Here is an 18,629-nt window from a genome sequence, read left to right on the forward strand (position 1 = left end):
TTTAATTTATGATAACCCGCCCACTGGCTTAAATGCTCTACTTATCATTCAAACTATTGTCACGCAGACCTAAGTTGACCAGTCAGCGCTAATAAGGAGATAAATGGCATTAGGCCGTTAGCTGTGTTTTTAACTGTTGTAACTTGCCGCGCATAGAATCGTCAATAATCTTATCACCGACTTTAATCGTAGCGCCTGCCAAAAGACTCGCATCAACCGACTCATGAATCACCACACTGGCATTAAGCGAGGCAGCAAGACGCGTCTGCAACATCTCACGCTGGGCGTCAGTCAATGGGTAAGCAGAAGTCACATAAGCGTCGAGCTGCTTCAAACTAGTCGCTTTGTGACGACGATAATGCTCATAAACTTCAGGAAGCAGTGCCAGACGCTCTTGCTCTGATAACTGAACAACGAAGTTACTAAGCGCTGTTGATGCTTTGGGGTAGCTGACAGTGCCTTGCGCTTTATGACCTTGAGTTGCGCCCAAGAGTTGCTTAAAAGCTGAGTCACTGGCATCTGCTACTTGTGTATTATAAAGATCGACCAGCGCGGCTGACTTATGCTCAGCAGAAACGGCTGGATTGTCTAGCAATGAATGGAACGAGTGGTCATTGACAATCGTACTGGCAATAAACAAGAAGTCTTCCCACTCATTTACTACCCCGTTCTCATTGGCATAGTCAAACGCGGCTTTAGCGTACGGTCGTGCTAAGGTTGATAAGTCAGCCATTATATCCTCACAATTACAGCTTCGCCGCCAGCTGATTTAACATGCTGGCATGTTTTTGCATATCGACTTGCTCTTGCAAAATCTTCTCAGCGCCAAGTACCGCAAGCTCTGCGACTTGGGCACGTAATGATTCACGTGCTTGATTGATCTCTTGATCGATTGCTGCTTGTGCTTGTTGACGGATGCGTTCGCCTTCCACTTGGGCTTGCGATTTGGCATCTTCAACGAGCTGATTAGCGCTTTTATTCGCCTGCTCAATTAAGGCAGCCGCTTTGGTCTTAGCGAGGTCAAGCTCTTGCTGTACATCTTGCTCAGCGGTCGCCAAATCTGCTTTTGCTTTTTCCGCCGCATTTAAGCCTTCAGCGATTTTACGCTGACGGTCATTAATAGCGCCGATAAGTGGCGGCCACACAAACTTCATGCAGAACATCACAAAGATTGCAAAAGCAATGGCTTGACCGATGAGGGTAGAATTGATATTCACGTGATCACCTCTTTGTTAATGAAAAATCAGTTTCATTGACCATGTTTGCTAGCCAAAATTTGACTAAGTTTATTGGTAATAACTTGGTTAGAAAAACTTTGACTACCAAACATTTACAACTGAGCTTTCTGATTAACCTGCTAGAGGGTTTGCGAACAGCAATAGCATAGCAATACCAACACCGATCATTGGGATAGCATCAAGTAGACCTGCCACGATGAACATACGGGTTTGCAACTGTGAGCCAAGCTCTGGCTGACGTGCAACGCCTTCTAAGAATTTGCCGCCTAAGATTGCAAAGCCAATACCTGTACCTAGTGCACCTAAACCGATAAGTAGTGCGACTGCGATAACTGTGTAACCACCTAATACTGGATCCATGGATGTATCCTCATTTACCTATTGAATGTCTGATTAATGTTCAGTTGATGATGCCAGTGACATATAAACTATCGTCAGCATCATAAATACGAACGCTTGGAGGGTAATAATTAAAATGTGGAAAATAGCCCACGGTACTGACAACGCCCACTGAATCCAAAACGGCATTAGAGCAATCAGTATGAAAATCAACTCGCCAGCATACATGTTACCAAATAGACGCAGACCTAATGAGATAGGTTTGGCTATTAGCGTAACAAACTCTAAAATAAAGTTGATGGGTATTAAAATAATTTGTAAAATAGGGTTTGTGGCACTAAACGGATGCAGTGTTAACTCACCAACAAAACCGCCCAAGCCTTTTTCTTTAATACTAAAAAAGATAATCAGCGCAAAGACAGAGAATGACATGCCAAGGGTAATATTCGGGTCGGTGGTTGGCACAATTTTAAAGAACACATGATGTGGATCATGTCCCATCATCGCCCCGATTTGTCCAGCGAGCATAGGGATAAAGTCGACAGGGAGTAAGTCCATCAAGTTCATTAAAAATATCCACACAAAGATGGTCAACGCAAGGGGCGCAACCAGCTTTGAGGTACCACTATAAGAGTCGCGAACGTTGTTATCAACGAACTCAACGATCATCTCAACTGCGGTTTGTAGTTTACCCGGTACGCCTGACGTGACTTTTCTAGCGACCATCCAAAAGATGGCGCAGAAAACAATGCCCAAACCGATTGACCACAACATAGAATCAAGGTGGATGGCTTTAAAGCCCATTGCACTCGCTTCTTCAGCAGTATACGCAACTTTCCAACCTTCGCCCGGCAGGTAGCCGTACGTCCAGTTCGTTAAGTGGTGAGAGATATATTCTGTTGTTGTTTGCTCGCCTGCCATAATATAAGCTTCTTATTAATCAACGATGTAATCAACTACTAAAAAAACGGTTGTCATCTGATGAGTAGGTTAGTAATCCATTGCCCGCTGTATATGCAAATAAATCATTCCTAAATTATCATACCACCAGTAACATCCAACCCATAGCGCTTATGCAAGTACCTGATTTTAATAGCTTTTTATAAAATACACCCATCAAAAAAGGGCTTGTGAGTAATCCTTACCAGCCCTTGGTATCTGCACATAAATGTATTATGTGAGTATTTGCTTATATCCTATTAGCAAAGTGTTCTGCTTAATGTTTTATGATTAAGCAAAATATTTAACTGTACATCTTAATGCAGCGTTGTATTCGTGTAAAGACAATTATGTATTTTTTATCCACTGTATAAGTAAGGTGGCAACTGCTAGCGTTTGGTAACGGACGTTTGCGTAGATAAATAAATTGTAAGATATTGTTTATGCAGCATCATTATTATCGAAACAATGCTTTAAAGCAACTAATAATGATAGATATTATATCAATTTTGACGTTAATTAGTAAAAAACAGTATTATTTCGTTTTATCATCATCTGTATTTCTGATATCAATTGGTTTCCAATGATAAATTTTTCGCAAAAATTACGTTTAGCTGTTGTTACCATCAATATTTTAACTATCGATAACGGGGACTCTTAGCTAACATTTACTGTGTACTAATATATTTGATAATACTCAGTCAACTGTAGAAAAATTGAACAGCTGAATGAAATTATTGACGCTCTTTATGAACTATACGGCTAATAACTGGCATTTGAATAGTTTTATGATAAATACTAGTGTTGTATCGAACAACCGTATAGAAAACAAGTTAGGCCTAATGAAACAAATATGTTTGAGTCGTTGTACTTTTACAGACGTTAACGTATATGCCATAACATCCAACTATTACTAATCTGCATCACTATAAAACCGATAAACAGTGCAGGCGCAACAAGAGGTTTTACAGTAATAAAGATGAGTGCGAAACCTAACACGGTCAGTAGCCATTTTGCCATTTGGCCTCGGTATAACTGGCTAACAATGTGTAGACGGGCACGATATCCAGTATGTCGAAAGATAAAACCTGCAAATACAGCTTGGGTGACGAAACTCAGCAGCGCACCAATGGCGGCACTTTTTGCTACAGTAAGCTGACTATGTAGCCATACGATATCTAGCAGTATCGCAATGACAATCAGGACAAACAGTACCCATGCTTGGCGCTTGATTGCGATGCCAATTTTATCTTTTTGAGTACGTGCAGCAGGTCTGGTCATCGGCTATCCTATAGCATTAGAATAATAACTACTGACTGCCCCTATCAGATATGAGCCGCTCATATTGTATTCGGGGCGAAATTATCAGCGGCTGGCTGGTTATTATACTGAACAGTATAGGTTGCATTTCTAACCAAAAAAATGTCGCTCATTATAGGAAGTACACCCTTTTTAATCAAGCAAAATGTGGCGTTAGCTAACCGTTAGACTTAAGGGTTTCCACCCTTTTATTGGTTGGTAACGTACCTTATATGCTAGTAATAATCATGAATCATAATAACTATTTATCAGTAAAATATTTTATATTCTCTAGCATAATTTACGAGATACAGCGATGTATCTGCTGCGCCATATTTGACCACCCGCTTACAAAATCTTTGCTCGCGCTCATGTCCTCAGCTTGCACAGTAATCTTTACTGGTTGTAATTTTGCAAGTAGGCCTTTAGCAGAATTACTTTGAGTAATTAAACACATCTGTTTGGCGGGACGTTGCTCATTTAGCCAGCGTAATTGGCTGGCTTTGGGCGCTAGATGGTGGTCGGTGCTAAGACTACCGATAAGCTGTATCTGCGCGGCATGTTCCATATATTGATAGGCATCGTGATATGCCCAATAGGGATAAGGTTTTTGTCTTTTTTGTCCAGCTTGCTGTTGAACCGTTGCCACCGCACTGTCCATGCGCCGTGCAAATTTTTGCGCATTAGCCTGATACAGTTTTTTGTGCTGCGGATTGGCATGACTATGAATCACAGCAAGAGCACGTGTGATGGCTTTAGCATTTTCAGGATCAAGCCAAATATGCGGATCTAGCGTTCCAGAAAGAGGTACCGCCTTTACGTCACGAAGTGCATGGCGCTTAAAGGCATTGAAGCCAAATAATGAAATAGCATTGGGCGCAGTATTCAAGCTTGCTGCTAAATTATTCTCTAACGGTTCGCCGAACCATACCACAAACTTGCTGTCTTGAATGGCTTTGATGTCGCCTGGGCTGATACTACCATGATGCCCCACTTCACCGGGTTGCAATAATTGCTTGGCAGACGGCGCACCTTCAGTCACGGCCTGACTTAATAAAAATAGAGGATAGTTACTAACGCTCACCGTTGCTGCTTGCGCATTCATTGTTAATAAACTTGACGTTAGCGTTATCAGTGCAACGGTTAATAGACGCTGTGGCTTTATAACCAACATCAGAAGCTTACTAAAAAAAGTAGGCTTACTACAGCTTGTAAGATAGGAGTCGTTGTTAATAAAATTTGGGTAACTATTTTGGTGGTTATTCGGATAGCTGTTTAAGTAATTATAATGACGGTGAATGGTCATATGTTATCAATCCTGTCAAATAAAGGCAGTAATAGGGTGTTAGGACTTGCACGGGTAATTTTTGAAAAAGTGCAGTGTATTAACCTATTATAATCTTCATTATGTTATACTATAACGATAATATGCGCTAGATTATTTTGGAGAGCTTGCGTCATGTCGACCTTTTCAGCAGTCTGTAATCAGATAAACGCTAATCATGTGCACGATGTACAGAATTTTACTGCCGACAACGTGGCTGAACGGTTAGCCGAAGCAAAAGAGCAATGCCAAGAGCGTGGCGTGCGTTTTACCCCGTTACGTCAAACAATATATGAATTGATATTACGAGCCAATAAACCGGTTGGCGCTTATGATTTGATTACTCAATTACAGCAAGCGCGCTTATCAGAAACAGAAAATAGCCAGACGATAGAACACGGTGAAACAAAAAAAGAGGCGCAAAAAAATGTAGCACCGCCGACAGTTTATCGTAGCTTAGAATTTTTATTAAGTGAGGGCTTAATTCATCAGCTGACCTCACTCAACGCTTATATCCCTTGCTGTCACCCGCGCGCTCAGCATACCGCTGCATTTTTAATTTGCGAGCAGTGCCAGCGCGTTCAAGAGTGCAGTAGTGTGCCGGTGCAAGAAATCATGAGCTTTGCAGAGCAAGATGTCGGTTTCACCGTCGCACGCAGTGTCATTGAGTTAAGTGGACGCTGCCAAGCTTGCCATTAAATGCCTAACAACAGATTCATACGGTTTTTTATTACTATATCACCTTCACTTTTTAAACTATTCACTGTGACCTCATGAGCCCATCTGCATCACTTACGCCTCAGCAGTCTAAATCTACTCTTGATAACGGGCATATTCATAACACAAGCAACGATAGTAATAGCAAACTGTTGAGCTTGAATGATGTCAATTACGATATCGGGAGGCAGCGTTTGGTCGCACATATTAATATCGATATTGCGGTCAATGAAACCGTTAGTCTCATAGGGCCTAATGGCGCGGGCAAGTCAACGCTGGTGAAGCTCATACTAGGTTTAATCACGCCTACTGATGGTAAAATTACTGCCCATCAACCGTTGCAACTGGGCTATGTACCACAACGCTTTACCGTGCCACCGATTTTACCTCTACGGGTACAAGACTTGTTAGCACAAGCTCATAAACACCGTTTAACGCCTGAACAGCGTCAGTTTATTTTTGATAATTTGTCGTTGACGCATCTATTAACGCGGCAAATGCGATATTTATCGGGTGGTGAAACACAGCGCGTACTATTGGCACGGGCGCTACTAGATAAGCCAAATCTATTGATTTTAGATGAACCTATGCAAGGTTTGGACCCTGATACTGAGGTTTGGCTATATCAGTTTATCGATGAGTTACCTGATTTTTTGCGCTGTGCGATGTTAGTCGTCTCTCATGATTTACACTGGGTAATGAAAGGCAGCCGTCGAGTGATCTGTCTCAATAAGCATATCTGCTGTGAGGGTCAACCTAGTGAGCTTGCTATGACTCATGAGTTTCAAAAGCTATTTGGACATCATTACGAGCAACCCTACGTGCATCAGCCGCATGATTGTGAGCACCACGCACCAAGTGAATTACTATAAGCTTGCCGACTAGTAGTCTGCTTTTCATCATTTGACTTCATTTTTTATAAAAACCTTCTAACGGATCTCGGTTATGACTGCTTGGTTAGCCATCATTGCACCTGCTTGGATTGCAGGCAGTATTTTAGGTCTACTTTCAGCGCCTCTTGGTTGCTTAGTATTATGGCGACGGATGGCCTTTTTTGCCGATGCCTTAGCGCATGGTACCCTACTGGGCGTGGCACTTGCCGTATGGTGGCAGCTTCCTATGGGTATTGGGATTGCTTTGGTCAGCGTCATGGTGGTCGTAGGCTTGGTGTTGATCGATGATGAGCGTTTACCAGTCGATGCAGTGCTGGCAGTAGTCGCTGTATCGCTACTGTGCTTAGGCTTATTAACTTTAACTCAGTTAACTGATCAGCAAGCCAATGTCTTAGGCTTTTTATTCGGTAACTTACTGGAGCTTGATTGGGCTGACTTACCGATACTTGCTGCCAGTGTGTTAGTGGGGTTAGGGTTTTTAACCTATATTTGGCCAGCACAAGTGAAGCTGGCTACCCACGAGGCTCTAGCTCGCATTCAAGGCATCAACCCTATGCGACAGCGGCTGTTCTTTATGGGTGTGCTGGCAGGATTTTGCGCCATTGCTCTACAAGCAGTGGGTAGCTTGCTCATCAGCGGCTTATTAGTATTACCGGCATTAACAGCGCGACTTTACTCAGCGGCACCCAATCAGATGGTTATAATTGCACTGATAGTAGCGCAATTGGGTGTGACGTTAGGCGTCTGGGGCAGTATTTGGCTAGATATCCAAACCGGGCTGGCAATTGTGTTGGTGCTGGCAATTTTATTTTTTGTCGCCTTAATAGTATCGAAGCTACTAGCAAAATCGTGGTCAGCAGCCAACTAATGATGATAATAAGATTTTAATAAGTTATAAACCTTCATAATCTGTCTCTTATCTTATTACTTACTTTTTTATACCGCTATATTTAATAAACTCTACTAGAGTCTTTTTTTAAAATATTACAAACTGCCTATATTTAATGGTATACAGCTTAGTTGTGTACTATATTTAATGAGTCATACTATAAAATAGTTGTATAAATTATTAGAACAAAACGCAAATGTCGCTTTATTACAACACTGACTGTTTTGGTCTAAACCTTTTTAGCCTGATAAGGTACTGACCCTATGCAAAGTTACCCTGCCCGTAACGTTAGTACGCCAGATACGCAAGTAAACGTGTTGCAGATATCCGACTTGCACTTATCGGCGCTACCAGACTTTAGTAATAATGAATTAGGACTCGATCTGAGTGCTAAGCATACTTGCCTGCAAGGTTTTGAGGCGTGCTTACAGCAAGCACTCAGCGAGAACATCCGCTGTGATTTGATTCTGATTACAGGTGACTTAGTGCATGAAATACAGCCTGCGACTTACGATTATATTTTTAAAGTGTTGAGCGCCACGCAAATTCCTTTCGCTTGTATCGCAGGCAACCATGACGTGACCGATGAGCTCGGACAAGAGCTGCCTTTTTTTCAGCGTGAATTGGTCGCCCAGTCTGCAGATTGCCGGCTGCTAAGTCGCCATGTAATCGACACTGAGCATTGGCAGCTACTATTACTGGACTCTGCTGTGCCCGGGCAAGTGGGCGGCGAGGTTACGAATACTGATATCGAGTGGTTATGTACGCAGCTAAGCACTTGCAATAAGCCCGCGCTCGTTGCCTTACACCATCACGTGATCCCAATGAACTCTGACTGGATAGATAAGCATATCGCTGTCAATGCCGATACCTTTTGGCAGCGTATGCAAGCATTTGCTCATCTGCGCGTCATCATCAGTGGTCACACGCACCAAGAACAAGTCAGACATTACTATGGTGTGACCGTTTATACCACTCCATCAACCTGTTATCAATTCCAGCCTAATGAAGACGACTTTGCCTACGATGAGTGCGCGCGCCCTGGCTATCGCTGGTTGCAATTAGCCAACAATGGACAGGTTGCAAGCTGGGTCAAAAGGTTGGATACTTGACCGCCAGTATGTTTAACCACTCTCTTGGTGGTGATATATTAACCCTATAATAATTACAACCTCATAAGTAAAATAGGCATTGCAATCAATAAGTACAATGAGATAAAGCAGACAACTATCCAGCTCTTGATACTAAATAATCTGATAATGGCTAGGACAGCCAAACCGTTCTATCAGTTGTGTTACTTGCGTTACCAAGTGGTAAAACGTTCTGTAAAAAGACAGTAATAAGGTCTAGTGAATTTTATAGAGTTTTGCCTTTTAAAACGTCGTTTTATTGAATTAATTTGAAAAAGTAGGAGTCCCATATGAGCACCCTAACCACGAATCCGAGTGATACGAAGTTCACTCCTTATGTGCCTGCCAAAGACGAAGAATATATGTCTGATGCGCAGTTAGAGCATTTTAAGGCAATTTTATTAGACTGGAAGCATCAGTTAATTGGTGAAGCGGACCGCACTAAGACTTATATCCAAGACGAGTCCAGTGCTATGCCTGACATTAATGACCGCGCAACCCAAGAAGAAGAGTTTGCGTTAACCTTGCGAACCCGCGACCGGGAACGTAAGCTTATTCGCAAAATAGACAAGTCCATGGGCGAGATCGAAAATGAGGACTACGGTTTTTGTGAAACTTGCGGCGTGGAAATTGGCTTACGTCGTCTAGAAGCGCGTCCAACTGCGACCCAGTGTATCGATTGTAAGACCTTGTCTGAGATTAAAGAGCGCCAAAACCAAGGTCATACCTAGAAAATGAACATAAGTTCAATCCCACCTTTCCTATGAATACAATGAATGAATTCATAATAATAAGCGACCCTAGTGGTCGCTTATTGCGTTGTATACCATGGCTTTATAGTGACTAGCAATTCATTAAATCATTTTATTAAAAAATTAAATATCTACTAATAAATTAAGCCGTCAGTAACAAAACAAATTCATTTAATAAATATCTTTTTATAGACACTTTCTTTATCCTATCTATATTCCTCTATTTTCGATATCTGACTATTTTGACTCTGACTCATAATCCTACTGACACCCCATCGATCACAAAACATCCTATTGGTCGTTTTGCGCCCTCTCCTACTGGTGAGCTACATTTAGGCTCATTGACTACCGCGCTTGCCAGCTATTGCCATATCAAATCTTTAGGCGGCACTTGGCTGTTACGTATGGAAGATACGGATAGTGAAAGATGCGATCAGCAATTCATTGAGCAGATATTAATAGACTTAGAAGTGCTTGGTCTGCACTGGGATGGAGACGTTATTTATCAGTCTGAGCGTATTGATATTTATAATGACTATTTATTCACGACCTTGCTACCGCTAACTTATGCCTGTCAATGCTCGCGTAAAAGTCTGGCACAATACTGGGAACATCAAAGTTTGGAGCAACAGGACGAGACTGATAGACTTGCCAATCGTCAACGCTATCCACGCTGCTGTATAGGGGCAGGCCTTAGTCGGCAACAACACAAACTGCGGATACAACTACCAGACTATACGATTGGATTTATTGATGGTATTCAGGGCATACAATGGCAGAATCCACAGCACACCTTAGGTGATATGGTTACGCGACGGCAAGATGGAATGATTAATTATATTTTGGCCGCCAGTATCGACGATGGGTTGCAACACGTTAGCCATGTCATGCGTGGTTTAGATATTTTACCAATGACCACTGCCCAAATAAGTATTATGGAAGCTGCCAAGTTACCCAATATTGAGCAGTGGTATCATTTGCCGCTGATCTGCAATACTGAAGGACAAAAGCTCTCCAAACAGAACCTTGCCCAGCCAATTGATACTCGTGACCCCAGTCAACTGATTGCAACTGCCTTGCAGTTATTACAGCAACTATCCGTAGATATGGATACCCCTGCACGCATGCTTAACCAAGCCATTCTTCAGTGGGACAATGCGCCTTTACAAGGCAAACAATATTTAGATATACCCAATACTTAAACACAAAGATAAAAGTTAATTAATAAAAAGCGCCGCTGATAACGACGCTTTTTTTATACTCATATTTATAAAGCAGCTAAATTAATCAACCTAGAGTTCAAGCTTTTGCTTAATAATAACGACATTGGCTTTTACCAATTTCAGGACTTTCTTTATAAATTTTGAGCAGGATAGCGACCATTATCAAGCTAATCAACATTGAGGAGCCACCATAACTAAAGAATGGCATCGTCAGACCTTTAGTAGGCATCGCCCCCATATTCATCGCCGCATTAATCACTGTCTGCGCAATAAAAATAATCCCGATACCGAATGCAGTATAGCTCATACGCATCTGCCGACGTTTTAAGGCGTTGTAGCTGATGCGCATCGCACTACCGATAATAAGCGTCTCCAGCAACAGAACCATTGCCACACCAACAAAGCCCAACTCCTCACCCGTAATCGCTAATAAAAAATCCGTATGCGCCTCAGGCAGATGCGACAGCTTTTGAACACTTTCACCATAACCCACACCCGTGAATTCCCCACGGCCAAAAGCAATCAGGCTGCGTGCCAGCTGATAATCCGTATCTTGAATATCATCGAAAGGATCTATAAACGATAGCGCTCGCGTCAAGCGATACTGTACGAATACAATTGCCATAACTGCTAACGCACCGACCACTGCTCCTAACGCTATGAATTGCTTATACGGCGCACCAGCAATATAAAATATTGCAAATACCGTACCTACAATGACCACCAAGGAACCAAAATCTGGCTGTAATAATAACAGTATGGTTAGCAGGCCAATTACTAAGGATATACGTAAAAAGCCATCCCAGCCATTACGCACCTCAAATGAGCGCCGTACCACAAAGTCAGCTACAAAAATAATAACGGCAAGCTTGGCTAGCTCAGCGACCTGAAAATTCAGAAAGCCTAAATCTAACCAGCGTTTTGAGCCGTTAATTGGTGTGCCAAATAGCGTTGCTACTAACAATAGCCCAGTTATCCCTAATAGGACAAACTGGGTTGTGGTTTGGTAAAGGATTCTGAGCGGTACTAAAAAATAGGCTATCGCCGCCACCACAAACCCAATACCCATATACAACAGCTGACGGTAAAAAAAGTCCAGCTCCGTCATCCCACGACTGAGCGCAAATGGAATAGAGGCGGAGGCCACCATCAATAAACTGAGCACCAGCATACAGCCGACACTAGCTAATAAAGTAGCACGTGCTGAGGGTAAAGAGAGCATACCGCCTGAGCCAGTCGTTGACTGAGACGGTTGGGAGATACGAGACAAAAAAGAGAGCGCCATAAGTTTTAGATACACTAACAAACAAAAAATACGGCGTCTATTCAACGCCACCGTTTACTTCTACTTCATATACTTTATAAAAAAGAAAAAACATGCGATTTTCTAAGCTGCTACTTAGTAAACCTCTTACCTTCTGCGATTGACAGTGGCAGTAAGGACTAAGTAAAACAATGATTTAACTTGTTAAACATCATATTTAAGACCTAGTACTATCTAACTATATTAAACGTTCAGTACTTTTCACTATTATTGTTTACACTGTTGTGATTTTCACTATTAACCGATACTAACCTTTAGCTAACTGGAACGGTCTTTGATTGAACAACTAACTGTGCTACTAATTGACCAAAATAATCACCACGCGCCTCGTAGCCACTGAACTGATCAAAGCTGGCACACGCCGGTGATAGCAATACCGCTTGGACTTGCGATAAACTACTGGCCGTCACTTGCTGAATAGTCGCAAAAGCGCCCTTTAGCGTCTCACATTGATGCAAAGTAACTTCATCGCTTAGCTTTACAGCACGCAAATGCTGCTCAATCTGTAAGCTATCTTCACCGATACATAGGACTTGGCAGACATATTGATTGATGAAAGGGGTTAACTCACCAAATTGCTGGCCTTTACCTTGACCACCCAAAATTAATAACAGCTTGCCATCTTTGGGCGCATAGACTGCCCCTAAACCTTCAATAGCCGCCATGGTTGAGCCAATATTAGTCCCTTTTGAATCATTAAAATAATCAATATTAGCGACTGTGGTCACATATTGGCAACGATGATCAAGGCCGTTAAAGTGTTGTAGCGTGGTTAACATACTATCAAGTGGTAAACCGGCCAGCTCACCAAGAGCAAGAGCTGCTTGGGCATTCAGTAGATTATGACGACCTTTAATCAATAGCTTGTCCGCTGATAATAAACGCTTGTGACCGCGCGCCAGATAAATCTGCCCATCAGCATCAGTAATGAGACCGTACTGGTCTTTATCAGGCGCATGAATGCTGATGCTCAAGCGTGGTAAATTGTCAGCGACTAAGGGACGGGTCATTGGATCTTCACGGTTAATAACTACTGATTTTGCCCCTTGAAAAATACGATGCTTGGCCTGATGATACCCTAACATATCGCCGTGTCGATCTAAGTGATCTGGTGACATATTGAGCACTGTGGCGACTTGTGCACCCAAATCAGTCACGGTTTCTAATTGAAAACTTGATAGCTCAAGTACGGCTAACTCCATATCAGGATTTGCCAGTAAATTTAAGGCAGGAATACCAATATTGCCGCCAATACCAACATTAATTCCAGCATCAGCGGCCATTTGCCCAAGCAAGGTGGTCACCGTACTTTTGGCATTAGAGCCTGTGATGGCCACTATCGGTACGGTGCATGCTTCACAAAATAACTGGATATCGCTAACTACAGGGATACTTGCTTGCCGGGCGGCTGCTACTGCAGGGGTATCAAGAGAGATACCAGGGCTAATAATAATGCGTGCCGCTTGTTGCAATAAGTCACCATCAATTGCACCAAACTGACGAATCTCAACGGCTGCTGGTAAATTATCTGCTAACGCCGGCGCGCTCTGATTGTCCGTCACTGCCACGCGGTAGCCGTGCTCGATCAAATATTGTGCTACGGATAGCCCCGATTGTCCTAAGCCGACCACCACTTGTAGGCCACTATTTTTAGGGATTGATAATTCTGTTGCAGCACAGCTCATGGTAATCTTCCTATTATATATTTTGCCATAGAAACTATATCGAGGTGGGGCAAGACTATTGGGTACAATGCGGAGTATCATAACGGTATCGTTCAGGTTTCGGTACTGCTTTTTTATCTCTTTATGGTATTATGCGCATGTTTTTAAAGTAAGTTGTTAAAGCCTTAACGGGCATTTTGATTTGGCGTTTTAGTTTAGCATGTTGTGACCCTTATCACCCTACTGTCACGCTATCTTTAGCAACTATTCTTCGCACCATTCTACTTATACGTTATCTTAATTTTTCTATCCCATTTTATTATCAATAGTTTCACTGACCACATCGCATATTATTAGCATCTCAATAGCTATTCTTATTATTGTCTTTATAGTGACTGTCAGTTAAAGACTATTCTTTAGTAATCAATATTTAATAACATTATAAAGCCCAGGACCACTTAACAGCATTAATCTGTTAAGCGACGCAGTAGATTTCCCACTGTCTTGTATTATCAACAGACAGTATTGGCAGTGGGTCATGATTACTTTTTTGCCTCTAACTTTATACAGTGTACTTATGACATCTTTTGTTGACAGCTTACGTGACGAGTGGTTCTCTAACGTTCGTGGTGATATTTTATCCGGTACCGTGGTCGCACTGGCATTGATTCCAGAAGCTATTGCCTTCTCTATTATCGCAGGTGTGGATCCAAAAGTAGGCTTATATGCCTCGTTTTGCATTGCGGTCGTAATTAGTTTTGTCGGTGGACGTCCGGGCATGATTTCGGCGGCGACAGGCGCGATGGCATTGGTCATGGTGACTTTGGTTGCTGATTATGGGCTGCAGTATTTGCTGGCGGCTACCCTATTATGCGGTGTCATTCAGATTCTGATGGGGATTTTAAAGCTGGGTAACTTGATGCGTTTTGTTTCCCGCTCCGTTGTGATTGGCTTTGTGAATGCACTGGCTATTTTGATATTCGCAGCGCAGTTACCTGAGCTGAACCCGATGACTGAACGCGTTGGCATGACCGTCTATATGATGACCGCAGCGGGCCTGGCCATTATTTATCTATTCCCATTGATTCCAAAAATTGGGCATATCCTGCCCTCTCCGCTGGTTTGCATCGTTGGGCTTACGGCGGTTGCGCTATATATGAACTTAGATATTCGTAATGTGGGTAGCATGGGTGATTTGCCTGATTCGCTACCGATGTTCTTATTACCTGACATTCCGCTTAACCTAAATACGTTACTTATTATTGCGCCTTACTCTATTACGCTGGCAATTGTGGGTCTGCTAGAGTCAATGATGACTGCAACTATTGTAGATGAGCTAACAGATACACCAAGTAATAAAAACCGCGAATGCCGTGGTCAAGGTATTGCTAACATCGTAGCAGGTTTCTTTGGTGGGATGGCAGGTTGCGCGATGATTGGTCAATCGATGATTAACATAAAATCCGGTGGCCGCACGCGTTTATCAGCACTCATTGCTGGTGTGGTGCTACTGATTATGGTGGTATTTTTAAGCGAATGGGTCAGCCAAATTCCAATGGCGGCCTTAGTCGCAGTCATGATTATGGTGTCTATAGGCACCTTTAACTGGCAGTCCATTCGCGAATTTAAAACCCATCCGATGTCCTTTAATATCGTGATGTTATCAACAGTTTTAACCACTGTATTCACTCATAATTTAGCGTATGGCGTAGGCGTGGGCGTACTATTATCGGCCTTGTTCTTCGCGAATAAAATCGGCCAATTCTTAACAGTCTTTAGTGAGTACGATGACAGCAGTAATACCCGCCATTATTATGTACAAGGTCAGGTATTCTTTGCCTCTACCACGCAGTTTTTACAAAGCTTTGATACCAGAGAAGCACTGGATAGCGTGCATATTGATGTGAGCCAAGCTCATTTTTGGGACATCAGCGCGGTTGATACGCTCGACAAGCTGGTCATGCGCTTGCAACGAGAAGGCATTGATGTCAAGGTAGTTGGACTCAACAATGCCAGTCGTACGCTCATCGATCGCTTCTCTATCCATGATCGCCGCGATATTGGTCTGCTTGATTAAATCGTTGCATCTGGCCATTTATTTCGACTGTATTTTCATTATTAAGATGATGTGGTTGTATTATGAGTAATTTAAAACCAGATAGTGTGATTGCCTGTTTAGACTGCCCTGATCATGTGCAAGCCGTATTGGATGCCAGCATGTGGGCATCAGTGCGCTTGCAAGCGCCTATTGGTCTGTTATATTCAGTACCAAGCCTACAGCAAAAGGCTGCCGTTAATTATTCAGGCTGTCTCAATATTGATGATGAAAACACCTTGCTTGAGCAATTTACCAGTCACGAGCACTTAAGTAATTCTGAACTAAAAGCACAAGGCAAATTATTGCTTCATCAAGCAGCTGCCTACTGTGAGCAACATCGGCACAAGCGTCAGGTTTACACTTTGCATCGACATGAACCTCTCATTGAAAGTCTGGATTATGTCGATGCAAAATCACAATTAGTAGTCATCGGTCACCACCTTACCTGTAAAGCTACTTTAAGTGGGCTGGTACGTTTAAGCCAATGTCCAATTTTGGTGACTCACACTACATTTTTGCCGCCAACAACGGCTTTATTCGCCTTTGATAACCGCGCCACTGCTCATAAAATGCTTAACTGGTTGTGTAAAACGCCACTGGTTCGAGCACTGACTATTCATATTGTCATGGTCGGTAAAGACACTTCTCATAATTGCGATGCCCTACGTGAAGCATATGCCAAACTCAAACAAGCAGGTATTAACTGTAAAAGATGCTTAATAGAGAGTCGTGACGTGACAGCGGCTTTGATCCACTATCAAAATGAGCATCATATTGGACTGCTCATGACCGGTGCATTTGGACAATCACGCCTGCGCGAGCTGCTCCAAGGTAGTGATACTAAAAAGCTCCTCAGTAGTACCAAAACGCCTTACCTTCTTTTCCCTAAAGATTAAGTACCCTTGCACTTTCTTACTACTTTCTTTAGACCGCTTTAATAAGAACGTACTGTCAGCACTGAATACTAGCACTCGAGTTGGATTTATTTTCTGATTAAGCAGAGTCTTTTTTATTAAAACAGTCCTGTCATTTTCGTCCTTTTATTAATAAACGCTATTATTTCAAACTTATCTTAACCTTGTTTTTTAGCAAATTATCACAGGATAGCTGCCCCAAGTCATTCATAATTTGGTTATAATAAAATTCTAATAATCCTAACGTCTTAGGCAGCTCCGTTGTACTTACCCCAGACTTATACTGTGATAATAGAAATGATTTCACCGTTATCTTCTCACTTTGCTAAGCACATAGACCTTGCATAGTTTTGTGAGTGAATAAGTTTAAGTGTAGCTCCTTGCCAAGCTTCTTGATTACCTCAGCCCTAACTGTTGAATACTTTACTGTAAGTAGCGCAAAGATACGATAGACCAAAACGTACGCCCCAGCCTGCTACCCAACTTATTTATATAAGGAAATTTGTTATGAAGCTCATCACTGCGATTTTAAAACCCTTTAAACTCGATGACGTGCGCGAAGCCCTGTCTGATATTGGCGTAAAAGGGGTCACTGTTACCGAAGTCAAAGGGTTTGGCCGCCAAAAAGGACATACCGAGCTATATCGCGGTGCCGAATACGTCGTAGATTTTTTGCCTAAAGTAAAAATAGAAGTAGCCGTCGTTGATGACATGGTTGAGCCTGCTATAGAAGCCATCACTCGAATCGCTAGCACGGGTAAAATTGGTGATGGCAAAATTTTTGTGACCAATCTTGAACAAGTTATTCGTATTCGTACGGGTGAGACAGGACCTGACGCTATCTAATTAGAAAAACAACTTATTTAGTGCGATCATTACGCACCGTCTAAAAATAAAAACCCCGCATCACCTATAGGAAATGCGGGGTTTTATTATATAAAATAATTAGGTAGCCTAATTTGTTTTTTGCTATCAGTAATTAAGCTAAATTACTTCTTTTTCCACGTTTGGCTACGTGAGAATGGCCCTAAATACCCTTTGAGATCCATCGTATTACCATTTACATTGGCAGTCATACGATAGGTTTTATTCTTTGCAGGGTCAGTAATCGTACCGCCACTGTATTTACCATTGCCATCGGCTTTTAGACCAGCGATAACGGTCATACCAACGTACTGTTTACCTTTTGCGGTATTAGCTTCAACAAGCTTACCAGTCAAAATACCATTTGATTCAGTAATTTTTACCACACCTTTAGGCTGACCATCTTCAAAGGTCTGCCAGCTGGTGTTAGCCAGTGGGTCAGCGGCGAATGCCATGGTTGCTAGGCTGATGCCAGCGACTGCTAAAGCGGTTTTAGTAAATAGTTTCATAGATCGACTCCTTTCGTACGATGATGACTCAAAATGTGAGAGTGTTCATGCTTATTGACTGCTCTAATTGCTGAGTAACATTGACCATTTTCTAATAGTGTTGTTACTTACCATCGATACCTACAATCAGAGTAACGTAAAAGCAGTTTAACTCATTATAAGCAAATTCCGAATGTTGCCTAGTAATTTCTTTATAGATTAGTATTACTATAAAATCAAAACTATATCAAATAGTTACAAGAAGGGATTGTCTATACTTTCATCTGGTAAGTCACTCTTACCTTTTGACTCAGGCACATTTTTACTATAATCAGGATTTTTATCAAAAGCTTGTAGTATTTTACTGGTGAGCTCGTGCAATTGCTGTGCTTGCTCATGTCCTAACATATTGAGTTGTAGGTCAATATCACCGTAAATAATGATTTTATCGGTTTGGTTTTCGATGACCAGCTCGCCAATTTGCATACTTTGATGATTATTTGCAAAAGGTTCAATCATTTATTTTTCCTATTT

Annotated in this window: 19 protein-coding genes; 9 read left to right on the forward strand and 10 right to left on the reverse strand. The window is 42.1% G+C overall.

The window, feature by feature from the left end; translation table 11 throughout:
* Nucleotides 1–109 precede the first annotated feature (109 nt).
* From ES754_RS11150 to ES754_RS11175, 6 genes are all read right to left on the reverse strand, one after another.
* Nucleotides 110–733 carry a F0F1 ATP synthase subunit delta gene (locus ES754_RS11150; RefSeq protein WP_147224283.1) on the reverse strand — a complete coding sequence of 208 codons (624 nt, stop codon included), beginning with the start codon at nucleotides 731–733 and terminating at the stop codon, nucleotides 110–112.
* Between the two features lie 13 nt (nucleotides 734–746).
* Entirely contained in the window at nucleotides 747–1,217 is a 471-nt protein-coding gene (locus tag ES754_RS11155; RefSeq protein ID WP_147224284.1) for a F0F1 ATP synthase subunit B, read from the reverse strand.
* A gap of 132 nt (nucleotides 1,218–1,349) precedes the next feature.
* Nucleotides 1,350–1,598: a F0F1 ATP synthase subunit C gene (gene atpE, locus ES754_RS11160; protein WP_010197960.1), complete on the reverse strand. Its 249-nt coding sequence runs from the start codon at nucleotides 1,596–1,598 to the stop codon at nucleotides 1,350–1,352.
* 33 nt (nucleotides 1,599–1,631) lie between these two features.
* Nucleotides 1,632–2,498 carry a F0F1 ATP synthase subunit A gene (gene atpB / locus ES754_RS11165; RefSeq protein ID WP_147224285.1) on the reverse strand — a complete coding sequence of 289 codons (867 nt, stop codon included), beginning with the start codon at nucleotides 2,496–2,498 and terminating at the stop codon, nucleotides 1,632–1,634.
* 900 nt (nucleotides 2,499–3,398) lie between these two features.
* On the reverse strand, nucleotides 3,399–3,797 hold the full coding sequence (locus tag ES754_RS11170) for an ATP synthase subunit I (protein ID WP_147224286.1): 399 nt from the start codon (nucleotides 3,795–3,797) through the stop codon (nucleotides 3,399–3,401).
* Between the two features lie 319 nt (nucleotides 3,798–4,116).
* Complete coding sequence (locus ES754_RS11175) at nucleotides 4,117–4,989, reverse strand: metal ABC transporter substrate-binding protein (protein ID WP_147224375.1); 873 nt, start codon at nucleotides 4,987–4,989, stop codon at nucleotides 4,117–4,119.
* Nucleotides 4,990–5,274: 285 nt separating this feature from the next.
* Between ES754_RS11175 and ES754_RS11180 the strand changes: the two genes are divergently transcribed.
* The 6 genes from ES754_RS11180 to gluQRS all read left to right on the forward strand — a co-directional run bounded on the left by ES754_RS11180 (nucleotide 5,275) and on the right by gluQRS (nucleotide 10,722).
* Nucleotides 5,275–5,838: a transcriptional repressor gene (locus ES754_RS11180; RefSeq protein WP_147224287.1), complete on the forward strand. Its 564-nt coding sequence runs from the start codon at nucleotides 5,275–5,277 to the stop codon at nucleotides 5,836–5,838.
* A 74-nt stretch (nucleotides 5,839–5,912) separates the two neighbouring features.
* Complete coding sequence (locus ES754_RS11185; protein WP_147224288.1) at nucleotides 5,913–6,728, forward strand: metal ABC transporter ATP-binding protein; 816 nt, start codon at nucleotides 5,913–5,915, stop codon at nucleotides 6,726–6,728.
* Between the two features lie 73 nt (nucleotides 6,729–6,801).
* Nucleotides 6,802–7,617: a metal ABC transporter permease gene (locus tag ES754_RS11190; RefSeq protein WP_147224289.1), complete on the forward strand. Its 816-nt coding sequence runs from the start codon at nucleotides 6,802–6,804 to the stop codon at nucleotides 7,615–7,617.
* 284 nt (nucleotides 7,618–7,901) lie between these two features.
* Entirely contained in the window at nucleotides 7,902–8,750 is an 849-nt protein-coding gene (locus ES754_RS11195) for a metallophosphoesterase (RefSeq protein ID WP_147224290.1), read from the forward strand.
* Nucleotides 8,751–9,058: 308 nt separating this feature from the next.
* On the forward strand, nucleotides 9,059–9,499 hold the full coding sequence (dksA, locus tag ES754_RS11200) for an RNA polymerase-binding protein DksA (RefSeq protein WP_147224291.1): 441 nt from the start codon (nucleotides 9,059–9,061) through the stop codon (nucleotides 9,497–9,499).
* Nucleotides 9,500–9,798: 299 nt separating this feature from the next.
* Nucleotides 9,799–10,722: a tRNA glutamyl-Q(34) synthetase GluQRS gene (gene gluQRS, locus ES754_RS11205; protein WP_147224376.1), complete on the forward strand. Its 924-nt coding sequence runs from the start codon at nucleotides 9,799–9,801 to the stop codon at nucleotides 10,720–10,722.
* Nucleotides 10,723–10,831: 109 nt separating this feature from the next.
* On the opposite strand, the gene ftsW is transcribed toward gluQRS, so the two are convergent.
* Entirely contained in the window at nucleotides 10,832–12,028 is a 1,197-nt protein-coding gene (gene ftsW, locus ES754_RS11210) for a putative lipid II flippase FtsW (protein WP_147224292.1), read from the reverse strand.
* Nucleotides 12,029–12,321: 293 nt separating this feature from the next.
* Complete coding sequence (gene murD / locus ES754_RS11215) at nucleotides 12,322–13,752, reverse strand: UDP-N-acetylmuramoyl-L-alanine--D-glutamate ligase (RefSeq protein WP_147224293.1); 1,431 nt, start codon at nucleotides 13,750–13,752, stop codon at nucleotides 12,322–12,324.
* A gap of 556 nt (nucleotides 13,753–14,308) precedes the next feature.
* Between murD and ES754_RS11220 the strand changes: the two genes are divergently transcribed.
* The 3 genes from ES754_RS11220 to glnK all read left to right on the forward strand — a co-directional run bounded on the left by ES754_RS11220 (nucleotide 14,309) and on the right by glnK (nucleotide 17,589).
* Nucleotides 14,309–15,808 (forward strand): SulP family inorganic anion transporter, encoded by a 1,500-nt coding sequence (locus ES754_RS11220; protein ID WP_147224294.1) that lies wholly within the window; start codon nucleotides 14,309–14,311, stop codon nucleotides 15,806–15,808.
* A 62-nt stretch (nucleotides 15,809–15,870) separates the two neighbouring features.
* Nucleotides 15,871–16,725: a universal stress protein gene (locus tag ES754_RS11225; protein WP_147224295.1), complete on the forward strand. Its 855-nt coding sequence runs from the start codon at nucleotides 15,871–15,873 to the stop codon at nucleotides 16,723–16,725.
* Nucleotides 16,726–17,250: 525 nt separating this feature from the next.
* Complete coding sequence (gene glnK, locus ES754_RS11230) at nucleotides 17,251–17,589, forward strand: P-II family nitrogen regulator (protein WP_147224296.1); 339 nt, start codon at nucleotides 17,251–17,253, stop codon at nucleotides 17,587–17,589.
* 143 nt (nucleotides 17,590–17,732) lie between these two features.
* On the opposite strand, the gene ES754_RS11235 is transcribed toward glnK, so the two are convergent.
* On the reverse strand, nucleotides 17,733–18,116 hold the full coding sequence (locus ES754_RS11235; RefSeq protein ID WP_147224297.1) for a DUF2147 domain-containing protein: 384 nt from the start codon (nucleotides 18,114–18,116) through the stop codon (nucleotides 17,733–17,735).
* 234 nt (nucleotides 18,117–18,350) lie between these two features.
* Nucleotides 18,351–18,614 (reverse strand): hypothetical protein, encoded by a 264-nt coding sequence (locus ES754_RS11240; protein WP_147224298.1) that lies wholly within the window; start codon nucleotides 18,612–18,614, stop codon nucleotides 18,351–18,353.
* Nucleotides 18,615–18,629: the final 15 nt, after the last annotated feature.

The sequence above is a fragment of the Psychrobacter frigidicola genome (genome assembly GCF_007997305.1).
GTDB lineage: Bacteria > Pseudomonadota > Gammaproteobacteria > Pseudomonadales > Moraxellaceae > Psychrobacter > Psychrobacter frigidicola.

Coding starts and splice junctions, on each gene's coding strand:
- ES754_RS11150 (WP_147224283.1), bottom strand. CDS start 733: ATGGCTGACTTATCAACCTTAGCACGACCGTACGCTAAAGCCGCGTTT.
- atpE (WP_010197960.1), bottom strand. CDS start 1,598: ATGGATCCAGTATTAGGTGGTTACACAGTTATCGCAGTCGCACTACTT.
- atpB (WP_147224285.1), bottom strand. CDS start 2,498: ATGGCAGGCGAGCAAACAACAACAGAATATATCTCTCACCACTTAACG.
- ES754_RS11170 (WP_147224286.1), bottom strand. CDS start 3,797: ATGACCAGACCTGCTGCACGTACTCAAAAAGATAAAATTGGCATCGCA.
- ES754_RS11175 (WP_147224375.1), bottom strand. CDS start 4,989: ATGTTGGTTATAAAGCCACAGCGTCTATTAACCGTTGCACTGATAACG.
- ES754_RS11180 (WP_147224287.1), top strand. CDS start 5,275: ATGTCGACCTTTTCAGCAGTCTGTAATCAGATAAACGCTAATCATGTG.
- ES754_RS11185 (WP_147224288.1), top strand. CDS start 5,913: ATGAGCCCATCTGCATCACTTACGCCTCAGCAGTCTAAATCTACTCTT.
- ES754_RS11190 (WP_147224289.1), top strand. CDS start 6,802: ATGACTGCTTGGTTAGCCATCATTGCACCTGCTTGGATTGCAGGCAGT.
- ES754_RS11195 (WP_147224290.1), top strand. CDS start 7,902: ATGCAAAGTTACCCTGCCCGTAACGTTAGTACGCCAGATACGCAAGTA.
- dksA (WP_147224291.1), top strand. CDS start 9,059: ATGAGCACCCTAACCACGAATCCGAGTGATACGAAGTTCACTCCTTAT.
- ftsW (WP_147224292.1), bottom strand. CDS start 12,028: ATGGCGCTCTCTTTTTTGTCTCGTATCTCCCAACCGTCTCAGTCAACG.
- murD (WP_147224293.1), bottom strand. CDS start 13,752: ATGAGCTGTGCTGCAACAGAATTATCAATCCCTAAAAATAGTGGCCTA.
- ES754_RS11220 (WP_147224294.1), top strand. CDS start 14,309: ATGACATCTTTTGTTGACAGCTTACGTGACGAGTGGTTCTCTAACGTT.
- ES754_RS11225 (WP_147224295.1), top strand. CDS start 15,871: ATGAGTAATTTAAAACCAGATAGTGTGATTGCCTGTTTAGACTGCCCT.
- glnK (WP_147224296.1), top strand. CDS start 17,251: ATGAAGCTCATCACTGCGATTTTAAAACCCTTTAAACTCGATGACGTG.
- ES754_RS11235 (WP_147224297.1), bottom strand. CDS start 18,116: ATGAAACTATTTACTAAAACCGCTTTAGCAGTCGCTGGCATCAGCCTA.
- ES754_RS11240 (WP_147224298.1), bottom strand. CDS start 18,614: ATGATTGAACCTTTTGCAAATAATCATCAAAGTATGCAAATTGGCGAG.